Genomic DNA, 15,784 nt, shown 5'->3' with positions numbered 1-15,784 from the left:
GAATCACGTCTCCACGACCTTGGTCTTCACGCCCGCGTACCGCCCGTCGGTGGTGCGGCCCACGATGTACACGTCGATCTCGGTTTCGCCGACCTTGAACACCGCGGCGCCGCTCAGGTGGTGGGCCAGCACCGCGAACAGCGGCAGGAACGGGCCGCGGCCCTCGTCGGGGATGGTGCGGGTGAGTTCCGCCAGCGTGAGGCGCTCGACCGGCGCCTCGGCATCAACTTTAGCGTTCGCACGAACGGCGGCCTCGTCGGGCGGGCCGTCGCCGCCGGGCCACGCGAACGCCTCCAGCGGCGCGTCCGTCTCGCTCGGGAACAGGAGCCCCTTGGCGGCCGATCGGAGTTCCTTCAGGACAGGGTCTTGCTTCGCCATTCTTCGCCTCGCGTTCGTTACTTTTTGTGTGGCGCGACCCGGACCGCGTCCGCCTTCTCTTTGAGCGCTGTCGCGACTTCTTCGGTGACCAGCGGGAAGAACTTCAGTTTCGTTTTCTTCTCGACTTCGGCCACGGGGACGCGGTACTTGGCCCAGTCGTATTCATCAACCGTGCCGTCGTTGGGCATCCAGATCGCGATGGCGCGGCTGTGCCGGTTCGGGTTGGTGCCGCGGTCGAGCACCAGCACCACCTTCCACACGCTCGCGGGCACGGTGACGAACGGCGCGTGCTTGCCGATGGTGATCTTCCTGGTGCCGTCGCCGGCCGTCCCGCCGATCCCATACGGACCGGCGGCAATGTACAGCTCCTTACCGTCCTCGGCGAGTTCGCGGCAGTACCGCTCGAACTTCTCCCACGCGCCCTGGTTGCACTTGGGCGACTGCGGCACGACGTTGGTCATCAGGAACACGGCGTCGTTGTCGGCCTCGGTGTCCGAGCGGTCCTTCGACGGGACGAGGTGGCCGCGGTCGAAGCCGCTGCCGGTGTAGACGCCAGACCCGATCGCGGTGAAGTCCTTCGGCAGCCCCTTGTCCGGCGCGAACGCCCCGCGGGCGACCTTGCCAATGTCCTTCTTCGCGAGCTGCCAGCAGGCCCAGTTCGCGGTCTTGCGCTTGTCGTTGTAGGAGAGCACGTACTGCGGGCGCTCGATCAGGTACGCCTCTTTGTTGTCGGGGTCGGCCTTCGCCTCGCCCGGCATCCCGAACCGCACGTTGCGGTTCGCGAGGGGCTTGAGCGGTTGCGCGGCTGATGGCACCGCGGCCAACCCGACCGCGAGGAGGAGCAGGTAAATGCGTGTCATTGGCAACCTCGGTCCGGAGGGGCGCCGCGGGCTCTACTCGCGGGTGATTTTGAGCACGCGGCCGTTGTTCGCGTCGGAAATGTAGATGTCGCCGGTTTTCGGGTGAACGGTCACGCCGTGCGGCTGGTTGAACTCGGCCTTCAGCGGATCGCCGCCGCCCAGGCTGTTACCCTTCTTACCGGTTCCGGCCACGGCGGTGAGGGTGCTCGCTTTGGGATCGAACCGCACGATCCGGTGGTTCTCGGTGTCGGCGATCAGGACCGTTCCGTCTTTATCGACGCAGAGGTGCTTGGGGCCGTTCATGGCGGCCTCGAGCGCCGGACCCGTGCCGCGGCCGGCCTTCCCGGTCCCGGCGACGGTGCGAATCGTCCCCTTCGGATCCACCACGCGCAGCGCGTGGCCGCCGCGCTCGAGTACCCACAGGTTGCCGTCCCGGTCCACCGCGTGCGCCCGCGGATCGACCAGCGGTTGCGTCCGCGCGTTCTCGCCGTCCTTCGGCACGCCCTTTTCGCCGTTCCCCGCGGCCGTCGTGACGGTCTGCGTCTTCATGTCGATCTTGCGGATGCGGCGGTTGTCGAGGTCGGTGACGTAGAGGTTTTTCTGCGCCGGGTCGAAAGCGACGCAAAACACGCCCCCGAACTTGGCGTCCTTCGCGGGGCCGCCGTCGCCGGAGAAGCCCTTCGTTCCGGTGCCGGCGAACGCCTTCACGGTGCCGGCCTCCGGGTCGAACACGCGGACGCGGTTGTTCCAGGTGTCGGCGAGGTAGACCGTGCCGCCGGGTCCGACGGCCAGCGAATGCATCCCGTTGAAGGTGGCTCGCGCGGCCGGGCCGCCGTCGCCCTCACCGCCCTTCTTGCCCTCGGTTCCGGCGAGCGTCACCAGCTTCCCACCTGTGACGGCGCGGAGTCGCTCGCCCTTCGCCATCTCAACGATGTAGGTGGTGCCGCGGGCGTCGAAGTCCACGCCGAACGGTTGGAGCAGTTTGGCGGTGGTCGGTTCCGTGCCGTCGGGGCCGTCACCGCCGCCGGCGACGAGGGCGATCATGTCGGCCCACGCGGGTGACGCGAAGAGCAGCACGAGGAGCGGTGCGATCGCGCGGGGGTATGGCATGGCGGAACCTCCGGGGTTGAGGAGAGGGTACGCGGGTCGGGCTGTCGGCGTCAACGCGCACCGGATATGCGCCCCTCCGTGCGAGTCACGGAGGGGCGCGGTGGTTCACCCGGCCGAACTGGTTCTGGCACTTGGAATGGTTTGGTTGCAGTGAGAGCAATTCGGCGCCATTCCGAAGCCTCGGGTCGCAGCGAGGACATGGACGCGGGAGGAATGCAGAACCTACTGGACCGAGAAGATGAAAGCAGCGGCGGTCGCGGAACTCGGCTCGTCAACGAGCGTGTCTGATTACACCGCAACCAAACGGATGCAGTGAGCAACCCGTGGAACACCGTCGAGCCGTTGACCGGCCGAACAGACCGCAGCATCGGCGCCAGCGTCCGCAAGGGTTCTTCTATGGTGTAGAACTTCTTCACTTTCATTGGGTGATTGTCGGCATTTTCTATTCGCCTTTGCCCCACGTTGACTGAAAGCCTTTCCAGGGCGAGTGTGACGTATGATTGCGTTACCACACGCGAGTTTCACGCAAATTACACCCGCGGTATTACGGCGGCGCGCAAGATACGCATTAACGCCAGCGGTCCGGCCCTTATTGCTTGTGATATCCAGCGCTTCAGCCCTGCTTATCTTTCGCGCCGCCGTAATACCACACTGGCTTTGCCTCCGGGGGGGCCTAGCTTGAAGCTCCAAGGCAGCACGCTTGTAATGGACGATACAGGAGTTTACGATCTTGTGCCTGCCTAAGCTGGGAGTGATGCGCGATCTGGAGTAACTCGTATGCTGACGGGATTAACTGTTGCGATTATGTTTTTTGCCCCCCCGGTACAGGTTCCGGGGGGGCAAAAACAAGCGAGGCCGCAGGTGGCAGATCCGTGGGATTCGGGACCTCCGCCCGATCCTTCTGTTCCGTTCACGTGGAATTTCTCGGACCGTACCACTTCTGGATTTGTCCAGAAGGCAGACGCCCAAGGGATTACGTTGTACTGGCCTGAACATAGGCTGCTCATCGAGGAGTTTAACCCCAGGACGGGTGCCCAGTTGTCGTTAAAGGAGAAGCACTATCCAGAGGTTCCGGCCAAGACATTCGCACTCGCTAGCGAGCTGGCCAAAGGTGGGTATGCCAAGACGTGGTCTGCTGACACCTACCGCATTACTGATGTTAAAGTTGGCGACAGGGTTTACATCCACTACGATCGCAAGGATGGCGTTGACACATGCAGAACCATTTGTATTCTTCGGCGCCCTGGCGGGGTTGTGCCCCCTCCGCCTGGAGAGAAAGCGTTGGACAAGGGTGAGCACCACGGTCGAATGAATGCTCACCAAGCGTGGGAGGAAAAAAGGACTCCCTATCCCCGGGAGTACATGCCCAGCTTCCTTGACAAAGATGGTCTCCTGTACGACAGTCCGTATCCGAGTGAGTCTAGGACGATTGTAATCATTCCGCCCAAAGCGCCTATGCCGCGTTTGGTTCGGCCGTGATTGCACTACCGGTTTACGCCTCCCGCTCCTGCCACAACCCTTGTCGTGAGTAAGAATCACGTCTGAAAAGCTCTGCGCATCCACGTACCCGTCTGCCTCACAGATCCCCGCACCTCTCGTCAAAGAGGCTTCCGCCCACACCTCGCACCGGCGGACGGTTGGAGCAGTTTGGCGGTGGTCGGTTCCGTGCCGTCGGGCCGTCACCGCGCCGGCGACGAGTGCGATCGTGCCCGCGCACGCGGGTGACGCGGAGAGCAACAGGAGCAGCGGTGCGATCGCGCGTGGGTGGGGCACGGGAGAACCTCCGGGGTTGAGGAGAGGGTACGCGGGTCGGGCTGTCGGCGTCAACGCGCACCGGATATGCTCGTGTGAATGCGAGTCACGGAGGTGCGCGGTGGTTCACCCGGTCGAACTGGTCCTGGCCCTGCTGGCGGTCACGGTGGCGCTGGCCCTGATCGCGCGCAAACTGGGGGTGGCGGAACCGATCTTCCTGGTCGTCGGCGGGCTCTTGCTGGGGCTCCAGCCGTGGGTGCCGGGGTTCCGCATCGACCCCCAGGTCGTGTTCCTGCTGTTCCTGCCGCCGCTGCTGTACGCGGCGGCGTTCCGGACCCCGTGGCCCGAGTTCCGGGCGCAACTGCGTGCCATCACGCTGTTGGCGGTGGGGCTCGTGCTGTTCACCACGGCGGCGGTCGCGGCGGCGGCCCACTACCTGCTCGACCTGCCGTGGGCCGTTGCGTTCGTGCTCGGGGCGATCGTCTCACCGCCGGACGCGGTCGCGGCGGTCGCGGTCACCCAGCGGCTCCGGGTGCCGCGGCTGATCGTCACCATCCTTGAGGGTGAGAGCCTCGTCAACGACGCGACCGCGCTGGTCGCGTTGCGGTTCGCGGTCGCGGCCGTGGCGACCGGCGCGTTCTCCCTGGCGGACGCCGGCGGGGAGTTCGTGCTGGTCAGCGCCGGCGGGGTCGGGGTCGGTGTGGCGGGCGGGTGGCTCGTGTACCGGTTCCACCGGTGGCTCGATCGGAGCGGCGTGGCGGACAGCAAGCTCGTGATTACGGTCACCCTCCTGACGCCGTTCGCGGTGTACCTGACCGCGGAACACCTCCACCTGTCGGGGGTGCTGGCGGCGGTGTCCGCCGGGCTGTGGATCGGGAACCGGTGCGAGGAAGTGTTCACGCACGAACTGTTCGAGGAAGCCCGCGCCGTGTGGGAGTGGATCGAGTTCCTGCTGAACGGGCTGGTGTTCATCCTGGTGGGGTTCGCGCTGCGGCAGATCCTGGAGCAGTTCGGGGACACCACCCACACGCCCCGCGAACTGGCCATCGGGGCCGCCGGCGTGTGCGGGGCGACGATCGTCGCGCGGCTGCTGTGGATGTTCCCGGGCGCGTACGTGCCGCGGTGGGTTGATAACCGGCTCGGGTGCGCGGGGCCGTACCCGTCGTGGCGGAGCGTGACGGTGGTGGGGTGGACGGGGATGCGCGGCGCGGTGTCGCTCGCCGCGGCGCTGGCGCTGCCGCTCACGACCGAAGACGGGAGACCGTTCCCGGGGCGCGACCTGATCCAGTTGCTCACGTTCGCGGTCATCTTTGCTACCCTCGTCGGTCAAGGGCTGACGCTGCCCCTGTTGATTAAGGGGTTGGGCGTTTCGGCCGTGCCGCCGCCGCGGACCGAGGACGCGGACGAGTCGGAACGGGAGTGGGAGGCCCGCGCAGACACCGATTCGACGGACACGTAATGTGTGCTCACCGGCGCGGCACCGCGCGGCGCCCGTACACAGGAGCACGTTGATGCGGACTTTACTCGGAATCGGGATGGCACTCGCTCTGGCCGCCGGAACCGCGGCGGGAGCGGCCGACGAGAAGTTTGACGCCAAGAAGCTGATCGGCAAATGGCAGCCGATCAAGTCCAAGAAGGCCGAAGACAAGTCCAAGAAGAACGAGAACATGGTGGTGGAGTTCACCAAGGACGGGAAGGTCGTCCTGACCGACGGGGCGGAGGGGAAGGAAGTCAAGATTGAGGGCACCTACAAGCTGGAAGGCGACAAACTCACCTTCGCGCTCAAGGTGCTCAATGAGGAAGTGAAGGACACGGTTACCCTGACCAAGCTGACCGACGACGAAATGGCGGGCAAGAGCAAGGACAACGAAGAGGCCGCGTTCAAGAAGGTGAAGGCGAAGCCCGAGAAGTGACCGCGGGTGACATGAGCCCGGCTGTCGTTCCAATCCGGCGCGAGCACTTGTTCACCACGCCTCCTCGCCGCTTGACAGGAGGCGGCGGTTTGCTCCAGACTGGAGTGCCCCACTGGAGCCGGTTATGCGACACGCGTTCGTCGTGCTGTGTGTGGTGTGCGGTGCTCTTGGAGCGGCGCCGGTGCCCAAGGAGCGCTCCGACGCCGAAAAGGTGGTCGGCACCTGGCGGATGACACTCGACTCGAGTGGGGGCACGAGCACCGACGTGGAACTCGACTTCCACCAGGGCGGGAAGATGGTGATCCGCCAGCGGCTCGGGAACGGTCGGGTGTCGTTGTACGAGGGCTCGTATCGCGTCGTCGGCAACGAACTCCCCTACGAGGTCAACCAGGGCGGGGCGGTTAAGAAAGAGACGCTGACCATCAAAAAGCTTACCACACACGAACTCATCGTTGTGGACCCCGACGGGTTGAAGGAAGAGTTCGCCCGGATCAAGAAGAAGCCCGATCCGAACCCGGGCGACAAGTAGCCTTCAGCCCGCGAGCGCCCGGATCGCACCGGCCGCTTTCTGGCACTGCTCGCGGGACACGTCGAGGTGTGTGACGACCCGCACCACATGCGCCCCGAGCGGGGCGACCAGTACCCCCTTCGCCTTGAGCCGTTCCGCCACCGCCTTCGCGTTCCCGTGGCGCGCGTCCACCTCGAACCACACGAGGTTCGTTTCGACCGTGCGCGGGGCGAGCGTGAATCCGGGCACCTCTTCGACCGCCTTCGCGATGACCTGGGCGTTCTCGTGGTCCTCGGCCAGGCGCTCGATGTGGTGGTCGAGCGCGTACAGACACGCGGCGGCGAGGAACCCGACTTGCCGCATCGCGCCGCCGAACAGCTTGCGGATGCGCCGCGCCTGCGCGATCAAGTCACGCGGGCCGAGCAGCATCGACCCGACCGGCGTCCCGAGCCCCTTGCTGAAGCACACGTTGACCGTGTCGAACATCCGGCCCCACACGTCCGCGGGCACGCCGGTCTTCACGATCGCGTTCCAAACCCGGGCGCCGTCGAGGTGCATGGCGAGGTTGTGCTGCCGCGCCCAGCGGGAGATGTCGCCGATCGCATCCGGTGAGAGTACGGTCCCGCCGCCGCGGTTGTGGGTCACCTCAAGGCACACCAGCCGCGTGCGCACCGAGTGCATGTCGTCCGGGCTAACCCGGCCCGCGAAGTCGCTCGCGCCGAGCCGGCCGTCCCGCGTGGGGCTGTCGATCGGGGTGAGCGTGACCCCGCTCAGCGCCGCGGCGCCGCCGGCCTCCCACAGCCGGATGTGACTGGTGGTTTCGAGCAGCGCCTCGTCCTGCGGGCGGCAGTGGACCCGCACCGCGATCTGGTTCGCCATCGTCCCGCTCGGGACGAACAGGCCCGCTTCGAGTCCGAACAGCGCGGCCGTTCGGCGCTCCAGCTCGTTGACGGTCGGGTCTTCGCCGTACACGTCGTCGCCGACGGGGGCGGCCGTCATCGCGGCCAGCATTCCGGGCGTCGGCCTGGTCACGGTGTCGCTGCGGAGGTCGATCATCTGGCGCTCGCGGATAGAGGGCGAACTCACTCGTTCTACTTCCCGCGGACCCATTCGACCGGGAACCGCGTGACCGTGAGCCGCCCGTACTTGGTTCCCTTCTCGTCGGCGCGCTCGTAGAAGAGCAGCACGGTGCCGTCCTTCGCGAGCGCGAGGTCGGAGTAGGCGCTGAACCCCGCTTCCACGCTCCGCTTCGCGGCCCACGTCTTCCCGCTGTCGTCGCTGAGCCGCACGGTCAGGTTCTTGCGGTCGCGGCCGGTGCCGGGCGCCGGGGGCGACTTGGCACCGGCCTTATCCAGGTTGTCGGGGTTGCTGAACAGCACCAGCTTCGTGCCGGGGACGCTCAGGAGCGACCCCATGCAAAGGGGCTCCGGCAGCGCGTCGACGAACGTCGGCTTGCTCCACTTGGTGGCGCCGTCGGCGCTGATCGTGACCAGCCGCCGGTTCGCCTTCGACGGGCTGCGGGCGTTGAACATCACCGACCCGTCGGCCAGCTCGCACACCGTCGATTCGTTCGGGCTGAGGATGTCCGCGGTGCGCGGGGCCGCGACCTCGCCCGGTTTCCAGGTTTTGCCGCCGTCGTCGCTGTAAATGGTCGCGGCTACGCTGTCGCCGTGGCCGCCCCCGCCGGTCCCGAGCGCGAGCCACACCGGGACGACCAGCCGCCCGCCTTTGAGCTGAATGCCGTGGCCGGGGCCGGTCGCGATGACCTTCCAGTCGTGGGCTTTCTTGAGCGGCTCGAAGGCGGTGGCGGTGATCTCGGTCGGTTCGCTCCAGGTTTTGCCGTCGTCGCCCGACCGGGAGTAGAAGCACCGCATGTAATCGAGGCAGAACAGCAGGTGAACGGCGCCCGACCGGTCCGCGATCATGACGGGGTTGTTGTACGTGACATCGTCCGGCTTCCCGAGCTTCTTCGCGACCGCGACCGGGTTCCGCTCCTTTGGCCCCTTCACGTCCGCGACCTTCTTCGGATCGTCCCACGTTTTGCCGCCGTCGGTGCTGCGGCGGAGCAGGATGTCGATGGTGGCCCAATCGCTGCCCGTCTTGCGGGCCTCGCAGTACGCGAGCGCCGTGCCCGCTTGGGTCACCACAATGCCGGGGATGCGGTACATCGCGTACCCGCCCGAGCCGGCCGCGAACACGTCGATTTTTTCCGGCTCTGCGGCGGTTGTGGGCGCGCTGCACAGGGCCAGCGCGAGCACGGGCAGGAGGCGCAACATGGTAGCAAGCTCCGTGAATCCGTTACGACCGGAATAACGCGCAGGACGCCCGCAGCTCGCCCGGTTCACCGCCGCGAAGTGCTGTGGACCGGCCCGGCCGCGCCGCGAAATAACAAGATGGATACCCGATTCTCACGAGGTCGAACCCATGCGGCTGTTTCTGGCGGTCTTCGTGTCCGGCGTGCTGCCCGCGGCGGCACTCGCACAACCGGCGCCCGAGCTTTCGGGGAAGTGGTCCGGGTACTGGGTGAGCGACGCGAACGGCCACACCGGCCCCCTTCACGCCCGGTTCACGCCGCAGGGGGACGACGCCTACCGCGTGACCTACCGCGGGCGGTTCGCGAAGGTGATCCCGTTCCGCTACTCGACCACGATGGACGTGGTCGGGCGGGGCGATGGCGTCGTAGTGCTCGCCGCGGAGAAGCCGCTGGGGCCGTTCGGCACGTTCCGCACCACCGCGGTCGTCACCGGCACGACCTTCGACGCGACTTTCAACAGCCGCCGCGATTCGGGCCGGTTCGTCCTCCGGCGGTGAGCGGCGCCGAACGCGCTCACACCTTGCGCAGGAGCGTGATGCGGCCGGTGCTGACCCACTCGACCACGAAGATGTTGCCGTCGGCGTCGAACGCGGCGTCGTGCGGGTGGACGAATTTGCCCGGCAGCCATTCCTTCGGCTGGGAGCGGACCTTGAAGCCGTCCAGCACCTTCTTGCGCCACGCGGCGTCGTCGCCCAGGTGAACGATCGGCTTGTTCTCCTTGTCGAACAGGCTCACGCGGGCGTGCAGGTCGGGGACCAGCAGCACGTCGCCCCGGGTCTTCGCGTGGGCCGGGAACAGCACCACCTTGCCGCCCTCGGTGGCGTCGATCGCCGTACCGTCGGGGGTGAACCGTTGCAGGCGCGCGTTCGCCCGGTCGCACACCACCAGCACCGGGTTCTTGGGGTCGCGGTCGTCGAGCCACTGGCCGTGCGGGGTCTTGAACTTGCCCGGCTCGGTGCCCGCGCCGCCGAACACCTTCTGGAGCTTGCCGTCCTTGTCGTAGTTGAACATGTAGTGCGAGCCGTAGCCGTCGCCGACGGTGAACCCGCCGTCGGGCAGCCAGGAGATGTTGGTCGGGCTGTACGCGGCCTTCGGGTTCTCGTACTCCTTGCACTCGGGGCGGCCCTTGCGCCACACCTCCTCGCCCTTCAGGGTGGTCTTCACCAGCTTCGGCTGTTCCCAGGTGTTGGACAGGTAGATGAACTCCTCGCCGCCCTCTTTGCGGATGGCGATCCCGTGCCCGCCGTTGATCCACTCCTTGCCGAACGACCGGACGAACTTCCCCTTCGGGTCGAACACCATCACCGTGTCGCGATTGGCCCTGGTGGCTTTCGACCCCTGGTGCGTGATGTACACGTTCCCCGCGGCGTCGAGTGCGACGTTGTGGGTCGTTTGCCACTCGTACCCGCCCGGCAACTCGCCCCAGTTGTGGACGCACTCGTACTTGTGCCCCTCGACCCCGATGACGGGGTTCTTCTCTTCTGCCTTGCGCGTCATGCCGAGCAGGATCGGGCCGGAAGAAGCGGTGGCGGCGGCGGCCAGGAATTCGCGACGGTTCATGTGGAGAGCGTTGGTTGTTGGGTCGGTGGGTGGGACGGCCGAGTGTAAACGCCCGCTGCGGCGGACGCAAACGTTCGAGCGGTCGGTTTTTTGCCTGACCGGAACCGGTTTGCACCCGGGCGTTCGGGTGCCTACACTTCGCGGCACCTCGCCCGTGGAGCCCCCCTATGCGTTTGCTTCTCGCGTTGGCCTTTGCGCTCGCGCCCGCGTTCCCCGCGGGCGCGGCCCCGAAAAACGTCGTGCTGCTCGTCGCCGACGACCTCGGCTTTCAGGTCGGGTGCTACGGCGATCCGGTGGCGAAGACGCCGAACATCGACGCCCTGGCGAAGAACGGCACCCGGTTCACGCACGGTTTCGCGTCGGTGGCGTCGTGCAGTCCGAGCCGCGCCACGCTGCTCACCGGGATGCCGACACACCAGTGCGGGCAGTACGGGCTCGCGCACGCGACGCACAACGCGTCCTCGTTCAAGACCGTGAAGGGCCTGCCCGCGCTGCTCGGACCGGCGGGGTACCGGTCCGGCGTGATCGCGAAGTTGCACGTTCAGCCGAAAGAGGTGTACCCGTTCGACGTGGAGGTGCCGGGGGGCGGGCGCAACCCGGTGCAGATCGCCCAGCAGGCGAAGACGTTCATCGCGGACTGCGGCGAGAAGCCGTTCTTCTTGCTCGTGGGGTTCACCGACCCGCACCGCGCAGCGAAGGGCTTCGCCAACGACGGCAAGTACCCCGCGAGTGTCCCGGCCGTGACGTTCGACCCGAAAACGGTGCCGGTGCCGTACCACCTCCCCGACAACGCCGAAACCCGGGGCGAACTCGCCGACTACTACCAGTCGGTCGCGCGCCTCGATCACGGCGTCGGGTTGGTGCTGAAGGAACTGGAGGCCGCCAAGAAGCTCGACGACACGCTGGTGATCTTCCTGAGCGACAACGGCATCCCGTTCCCGGGCGCGAAAGCCACGCTCTACGACGCCGGCATCCACCTGCCGCTCATCGTGCGGAAGCCGGGCCAGAAGCCCGGTGTCGCGTGTGGTGCGATGGCGAGCTGGACGGATATCGCCCCGACGGTCCTCGACTGGTGCGGCGTGAAGCCGGCGCCCGTCGGTAAGAAGGACGCGCCGCTGCCGGGGCGCTCGCTGCTGCCGGTGCTGGAGACCGAAAAGGCGGACGGCTGGGACGCGGCGTTCGCGTCGCACCAGTACCACGAGGTCACGATGTACTACCCCATGCGGGCCGTCCGCACGCGCACGCACAAGTACATCCTGAACCTCGCGCACCCGCTGGAGTTCCCGTCGGCCAGCGACCTGTGGGGCTCAGACATGTGGCAGGGCGTTCTGAAGCGTAAAGACACGATGATGGGGCGGCGCGCGGTGGGGGCGTTTCTGCACCGTCCGAAAGAGGAGCTGTACGATCTCACGGCCGACCCGAACGAACTGAAGAACATCGCCGCCGACGCCGGCGCCGCAAAGGTGCTGGACGACCTGCGTGCGAAGCTCGCCGACTGGCGTAAGAAGACGAACGACCCGTGGCTGATAAAGGATCAGCACGAATGACCGCGTTTGCGACCCCGCAAATGCCTGCCGTTCTCCTGACCCCTCCGCCGGTTCAGGCGGCAGCGGTCGGCGGCGACCTGACAAAGCAGCCAGTGGCGGGAAACTCTGCGCTTGCGTCTGGTTGGCAATGTGTTACTCTACTTAAGGAATTAACTTAGTGGAGTATAGGCATGGCGGCGCTGACGACCCCGTCCGTTCGGCCCTCGGTTTCGAACCAATTGCCCCAGCGCGGACTGTCGGTGCTGGTGGCCGCCGACCGCGAGCGTGACTCCGAAGTTCTTGCCCTGACGCTGGAAACGGTCGGGTGTGATGTGGTTACGACGACCGTCGGCCCAGGGGCCGTGGACCTCGCCGTCCTCGCCCAGCCGGATGCTGTTGTGCTGGTCCCGACGGCGCCGGGGTGGGAGTCCGTACCCGCGGCGATTGCGGAGCGGTCGGCGTGGCGCAAGCCGTTCGTGGTGACTCTCACCGCCCACGGAGAAGGGCTCGGGGTGCCCGGGGTTCACGCGGCTCTTGAGCGACCGGTTTCGCCTGATGTGCTCGCCGGACTCGTGCGCCGGTTCCGCGAGTTCCTCGCCGGCCTCGACGGGTTCGATCCGGCCATTTGACTGGACCTTCTTCACAACCCAGCCAGTTGCGCCCGCCGGGCTTCGAGTAGTCTGGCGTATTCCATCGCCCCCAAGCCATCGGGGCGCCGACCAAGCGGTCAGGAGAGCGGCGCGCGCCGCACGTGGCCGGGCACTCATCACTCAAGAAGCAACCGGCCCAGCCCGACTTGCGCGCCGGTACAGGAACAGCTTGACCAACCCGAACGCGACCAGCCCGGGGCCTTCAGAGGCCACCCACCACCAGGGCACGCCGGCGTTCAGGTCCGCGAGGAACACGCCCGCGCCGAGGGCCGTGTGGAGGTACGCGAGCACCGGCACCATCGACCGGTACTCGCGCCAGCGGATGGTGATCGTGAACACGACCGCGCCGTGCAGCGCGTACAGCAGCGACAGCGACCGCGCCATGTACCGGGTGATGACGGCGTCGGGCAGTTCCCCCAACCCGAGCCAGTCGCGGTGAACGGTACTCATCCATTCAAACGGCAGCAGCGCGCACGGGGCCGCGCAAAGGACCACGCAGGCGTCGAGACGCATCAGCCACCAGAGCAGTCGGTCAGCAGTCATATGGTTTCATTTACGCGGGAGTGAACTTGAACCGGCTACCGAATCGGGCGCGAAGCGCGGCTACCATACTTTCGGACAGCGGATTGTAACTCAGGTCCAAGGTCTGGAGGTACTCGGGGTTAACCGCGGCGGCCAGCGCGGCAGCTCCGGCGTCGGTCATCATTTTGCCTCTCAGGTATAGGTAAGTGAGTTGAGGAACGAGAGGTAGCAGATGACGGACGCTGGCGTCGGTCACCTCCTCAAGCGCAAGCATACGTAGCTTCGGCCACGGAGCCGAGGTGAGCGCCTCGACGCTCTCGTCAATTCTGTGACACGTGAGTGAAAGGATAAGCACGTCTACGTTCGGCCGGAACGACGCATCGCGAAGAGCACGAAAAACCGCGTCAGCCGGTTCACAGCCCAGGGCGATGAAGCAGCGGAGTGATGTCAGCCGTGGCGAACATACCAGGGGCATCAGGTCGTGTTGCGCGTCACGGAGCCAGAGCGTTTTGAGGCCGGACAGTAGTGGCGCCCGTAGCAGCCGGGCTGCGTATCCGCCTTGGAGTTCAAGATCGGCGTCCGAGCACGCGAGGTAGAAGTCATGCACCCCTGACCAGTGCTCTCCCGCGAGCACCTCGTCGAACACTTCAATTGCTTGGGGAGTGGGTTCGGGCGGCGCTTCGACGTTGAGCGTTTGGATGCGGGCCAGGGACGGCACGTTCAAACGGCGCCACTGGTCCGGGGCGGCGGCCGTTCGGATGGTCAACTCCTCGACCGGTTCGCATCGGAACGCACCTGCTACGTCACCAACATGGGACTCGGATGCGAGAAGAACGGTCGCCTGCTGCACAAAGCCGTGCCGCAGTTTGATGCCTGAGAACACGCCGGCCGACAGTTCGTTCAGGTCGATTTGGCCCGAATCGAAATCGCGTTGGTAAGACGGATTGTCGAGGCGTAGTCGGCCCGTCCAGTAGGCCTGAGCCGAGCGTCGCCCGCGGTGGCCGAAAACGGATTCCTGACCGAGCGCGCGACAGAACGGGTCGAACCACCGCGGGCCGTGGGTCTCCAGCAGGTTGAGAACCTGTTTTCGGAGCCGCTGGAGTTCGGCCGAAATCGGGTTCGGCTTTTCCTGCTCTCGGGAACATGCGGCGAGAGCGTGCGACAGCCGCACGAACTCGGCGCGGTCTTCCTCGCCGTGCTCCTGGAGCCAGTCGGCGAACGCCAGCCGCACGGTGCCGTCGTCCCGGCGGGCGGCAATGGCTTCGATGAACGCTTCGCGGTCGGTCATGCGCGCTATTGTGCCTGGTTGCCGCCGCCGGTGCAATGCGATGAACCGGTCCCGGGCCGGCGGAAACCGCACCGCGGCGCGCTTGCCCCGCACCCGCGCCTGCCGTAAAGTCTGCGGTGCGTTGACACGCTTAAACGTCATCGAACACTCACTCTCCGGGGGCACCTCATGGGATTCGCGCAGACCGTTGACGAGAGCGGCAAGCCGGTTCACCGGCCCGGCAAGGGCAGCTACCACCAGATCGGGCTCGTCCGCGGCCAGTTCGGCGGGGTGCCCGAGTCGGAGTGGCTCACGTTCATCGCCGGGGCCGGGTTCGACGGCTGGGAAGAGGCGTCCTGGGAACTCGACCTGCGCCGGTGCGACACCGACGCCGGCGCCGCCGAGTACGCCAAGGAGCGGGTCGCGCTGGCGAAGGCGCACGGGCTGGAGATCTTCACCGTCGCAACGCACCTCCAGGGGCAGGTGCTGGGCGACGAGCCGAGCGCCAAGACCCTCAACTTCTGTTCCGGGAAGGGCGAGGCCCGGGGCGCCTATAAGGCGTGGCGCGCCGCCGGCAACAACCCGCCGCGCACCAACCCGATGTACGTGCCCGACGAGGTCGGCGCGCTGATGCACAAGGAGGCGCAGCGCGACCTCCTGGCCGCGGTGCGGTACGCCGGGCACCTGTCCAAGTTGCAGAACCGCCGCGTCGCGGTGCCCGGCTTCGTGGGCAGCCCCGCCCACTGCTGGAGCCACTGGTTCCTGTTCCCGTGGCTCCCCGGTGAAATTGACGGGCACGCGCTGCCGGACGTGTACCAGGTGTCGCTGGAACTGCTGGTGGAGCGGTTCGGCCCGGTGTGGGACGAGTGCAAGAAGCAAGGCGTGACCTACGACCTGGAGTGCCACCCGTCCGAGCGCGCGATGGGCGACCTCGAGAGCGCCGCGGATTACATCAACCACATGAACAAGGCCGGGTACGAGGGCGTCGTGGGGTTCAACCTCGACGGCTCGCACATGGAATGGCAGAACGTGTCGGTGATCCAGTTCATCCGCGAGTTCCAGAAGTACGTCCACTGCGCGCACGTGAAGGGCGTGCAGGTGGAGCGCGAGCACTGCCGCGGCGGGCTGCTGGGCGGGCACCGGTCGATGGGCCACTGGACCAACGGCTGGAAGTTCGTGACCGCCGGCACACAGCGCGACGCCAACTCGCTGGAGGAGATCTTCATCGAGCTGAACCGCGTGGGGTACGAGGGCGCGGTGAGCATCGAGTGGGAGGACAACGACGCGGACAAGTTCGCCGGCGCGAAGACGGCGCTGGCGAACTGCCGGAAGGCCGACCTGCCGCCGAGCTGGGGCCGGCACGACGACGCGCTGAAGGCGTGACGTGGTTCGCGACGGGGGGCTTCGGTCCCCCGTTCTGTTGA

Annotated in this window: 15 protein-coding genes; 7 read left to right on the top strand and 8 right to left on the bottom strand. The window is 66.6% G+C overall.

The window, feature by feature from the left end; genetic code table 11:
• Window positions 1-3 precede the first annotated feature (3 nt).
• From R5W23_RS11445 to R5W23_RS11435, 3 genes are read right to left on the bottom strand one after another with little or no spacing between them, the layout of a single operon-like run.
• A complete protein-coding gene (locus tag R5W23_RS11445) occupies window positions 4-378 on the bottom strand; it encodes a nuclease A inhibitor family protein (RefSeq protein WP_320686433.1) in 375 nt (124 codons plus the stop codon).
• A gap of 17 nt (window positions 379-395) precedes the next feature.
• On the bottom strand, window positions 396-1,238 hold the full coding sequence (locus R5W23_RS11440) for a DNA/RNA non-specific endonuclease (RefSeq protein ID WP_320686432.1): 843 nt from the start codon (window positions 1,236-1,238) through the stop codon (window positions 396-398).
• 33 nt (window positions 1,239-1,271) lie between these two features.
• The gene (locus R5W23_RS11435) at window positions 1,272-2,348 is read right to left on the bottom strand and encodes an NHL domain-containing protein (protein WP_320686431.1); all 1,077 of its coding nucleotides are present in this window, start codon (window positions 2,346-2,348) and stop codon (window positions 1,272-1,274) included.
• A 1,873-nt stretch (window positions 2,349-4,221) separates the two neighbouring features.
• On the opposite strand from R5W23_RS11435, the gene R5W23_RS11430 reads away from it, so the two are divergent.
• The 3 genes from R5W23_RS11430 to R5W23_RS11420 all read left to right on the top strand — a co-directional run bounded on the left by R5W23_RS11430 (window position 4,222) and on the right by R5W23_RS11420 (window position 6,542).
• Window positions 4,222-5,559, top strand: a complete 1,338-nt coding sequence (locus R5W23_RS11430; RefSeq protein WP_320686430.1) for a Na+/H+ antiporter — start codon at window positions 4,222-4,224, stop codon at window positions 5,557-5,559.
• Between the two features lie 52 nt (window positions 5,560-5,611).
• A complete protein-coding gene (locus R5W23_RS11425; protein ID WP_261190484.1) occupies window positions 5,612-6,013 on the top strand; it encodes a TIGR03066 family protein in 402 nt (133 codons plus the stop codon).
• Window positions 6,014-6,137: 124 nt separating this feature from the next.
• On the top strand, window positions 6,138-6,542 hold the full coding sequence (locus R5W23_RS11420) for a TIGR03066 family protein (RefSeq protein WP_320686429.1): 405 nt from the start codon (window positions 6,138-6,140) through the stop codon (window positions 6,540-6,542).
• Window positions 6,543-6,545: 3 nt separating this feature from the next.
• Here R5W23_RS11420 and ltaE read toward each other — a convergent pair whose 3' ends face one another.
• Complete coding sequence (ltaE, locus tag R5W23_RS11415) at window positions 6,546-7,577, bottom strand: low-specificity L-threonine aldolase (protein ID WP_407936119.1); 1,032 nt, start codon at window positions 7,575-7,577, stop codon at window positions 6,546-6,548.
• Window positions 7,578-7,612: 35 nt separating this feature from the next.
• Complete coding sequence (locus R5W23_RS11410) at window positions 7,613-8,797, bottom strand: sialidase family protein (RefSeq protein WP_320686427.1); 1,185 nt, start codon at window positions 8,795-8,797, stop codon at window positions 7,613-7,615.
• 148 nt (window positions 8,798-8,945) lie between these two features.
• Here R5W23_RS11410 and R5W23_RS11405 point away from each other — a divergent pair, with 148 nt between their 5' ends.
• Window positions 8,946-9,332, top strand: coding sequence for a hypothetical protein (locus R5W23_RS11405; protein ID WP_320686426.1), 387 nt, complete (start codon window positions 8,946-8,948; stop codon window positions 9,330-9,332).
• Window positions 9,333-9,348: 16 nt separating this feature from the next.
• Here R5W23_RS11405 and R5W23_RS11400 read toward each other — a convergent pair whose 3' ends face one another.
• The gene (locus R5W23_RS11400) at window positions 9,349-10,395 is read right to left on the bottom strand and encodes an NHL repeat-containing protein (RefSeq protein WP_320686425.1); all 1,047 of its coding nucleotides are present in this window, start codon (window positions 10,393-10,395) and stop codon (window positions 9,349-9,351) included.
• Between the two features lie 167 nt (window positions 10,396-10,562).
• On the opposite strand from R5W23_RS11400, the gene R5W23_RS11395 reads away from it, so the two are divergent.
• Together R5W23_RS11395 and R5W23_RS11390 are read left to right on the top strand one after the other, a co-directional pair.
• Window positions 10,563-11,942 carry a sulfatase family protein gene (locus tag R5W23_RS11395; RefSeq protein ID WP_320686424.1) on the top strand — a complete coding sequence of 460 codons (1,380 nt, stop codon included), beginning with the start codon at window positions 10,563-10,565 and terminating at the stop codon, window positions 11,940-11,942.
• Between the two features lie 170 nt (window positions 11,943-12,112).
• A complete protein-coding gene (locus R5W23_RS11390) occupies window positions 12,113-12,550 on the top strand; it encodes a hypothetical protein (RefSeq protein WP_320686423.1) in 438 nt (145 codons plus the stop codon).
• Window positions 12,551-12,691: 141 nt separating this feature from the next.
• On the opposite strand, the gene R5W23_RS11385 is transcribed toward R5W23_RS11390, so the two are convergent.
• Both R5W23_RS11385 and R5W23_RS11380 read right to left on the bottom strand, forming a co-directional pair.
• Window positions 12,692-13,114 (bottom strand): hypothetical protein, encoded by a 423-nt coding sequence (locus R5W23_RS11385; protein ID WP_320686422.1) that lies wholly within the window; start codon window positions 13,112-13,114, stop codon window positions 12,692-12,694.
• A 10-nt stretch (window positions 13,115-13,124) separates the two neighbouring features.
• Entirely contained in the window at window positions 13,125-14,381 is a 1,257-nt protein-coding gene (locus R5W23_RS11380; RefSeq protein ID WP_320686421.1) for a TIGR02996 domain-containing protein, read from the bottom strand.
• A gap of 168 nt (window positions 14,382-14,549) precedes the next feature.
• Between R5W23_RS11380 and R5W23_RS11375 the strand changes: the two genes are divergently transcribed.
• Entirely contained in the window at window positions 14,550-15,743 is a 1,194-nt protein-coding gene (locus tag R5W23_RS11375; protein ID WP_320686420.1) for a sugar phosphate isomerase/epimerase family protein, read from the top strand.
• Window positions 15,744-15,784 lie beyond the last annotated feature (41 nt).

Origin of the sequence: Gemmata algarum, assembly GCF_034097035.1 — a bacterium.
GTDB classification, from domain to species: domain Bacteria; phylum Planctomycetota; class Planctomycetia; order Gemmatales; family Gemmataceae; genus Gemmata; species Gemmata algarum.
The sequence above is the reverse complement of the archived record's forward strand: the minus strand, read 5'-3'. Positions and strand labels throughout refer to the sequence as shown.

Coding starts and splice junctions, on each gene's coding strand:
- R5W23_RS11445 (WP_320686433.1), bottom strand. CDS start 378: ATGGCGAAGCAAGACCCTGTCCTGAAGGAACTCCGATCGGCCGCCAAG.
- R5W23_RS11440 (WP_320686432.1), bottom strand. CDS start 1,238: ATGACACGCATTTACCTGCTCCTCCTCGCGGTCGGGTTGGCCGCGGTG.
- R5W23_RS11435 (WP_320686431.1), bottom strand. CDS start 2,348: ATGCCATACCCCCGCGCGATCGCACCGCTCCTCGTGCTGCTCTTCGCG.
- R5W23_RS11425 (WP_261190484.1), top strand. CDS start 5,612: ATGCGGACTTTACTCGGAATCGGGATGGCACTCGCTCTGGCCGCCGGA.
- R5W23_RS11420 (WP_320686429.1), top strand. CDS start 6,138: ATGCGACACGCGTTCGTCGTGCTGTGTGTGGTGTGCGGTGCTCTTGGA.
- ltaE (WP_407936119.1), bottom strand. CDS start 7,577: ATGATCGACCTCCGCAGCGACACCGTGACCAGGCCGACGCCCGGAATG.
- R5W23_RS11410 (WP_320686427.1), bottom strand. CDS start 8,797: ATGTTGCGCCTCCTGCCCGTGCTCGCGCTGGCCCTGTGCAGCGCGCCC.
- R5W23_RS11405 (WP_320686426.1), top strand. CDS start 8,946: ATGCGGCTGTTTCTGGCGGTCTTCGTGTCCGGCGTGCTGCCCGCGGCG.
- R5W23_RS11400 (WP_320686425.1), bottom strand. CDS start 10,395: ATGAACCGTCGCGAATTCCTGGCCGCCGCCGCCACCGCTTCTTCCGGC.
- R5W23_RS11395 (WP_320686424.1), top strand. CDS start 10,563: ATGCGTTTGCTTCTCGCGTTGGCCTTTGCGCTCGCGCCCGCGTTCCCC.
- R5W23_RS11390 (WP_320686423.1), top strand. CDS start 12,113: ATGGCGGCGCTGACGACCCCGTCCGTTCGGCCCTCGGTTTCGAACCAA.
- R5W23_RS11385 (WP_320686422.1), bottom strand. CDS start 13,114: ATGACTGCTGACCGACTGCTCTGGTGGCTGATGCGTCTCGACGCCTGC.
- R5W23_RS11380 (WP_320686421.1), bottom strand. CDS start 14,381: ATGACCGACCGCGAAGCGTTCATCGAAGCCATTGCCGCCCGCCGGGAC.
- R5W23_RS11375 (WP_320686420.1), top strand. CDS start 14,550: ATGGGATTCGCGCAGACCGTTGACGAGAGCGGCAAGCCGGTTCACCGG.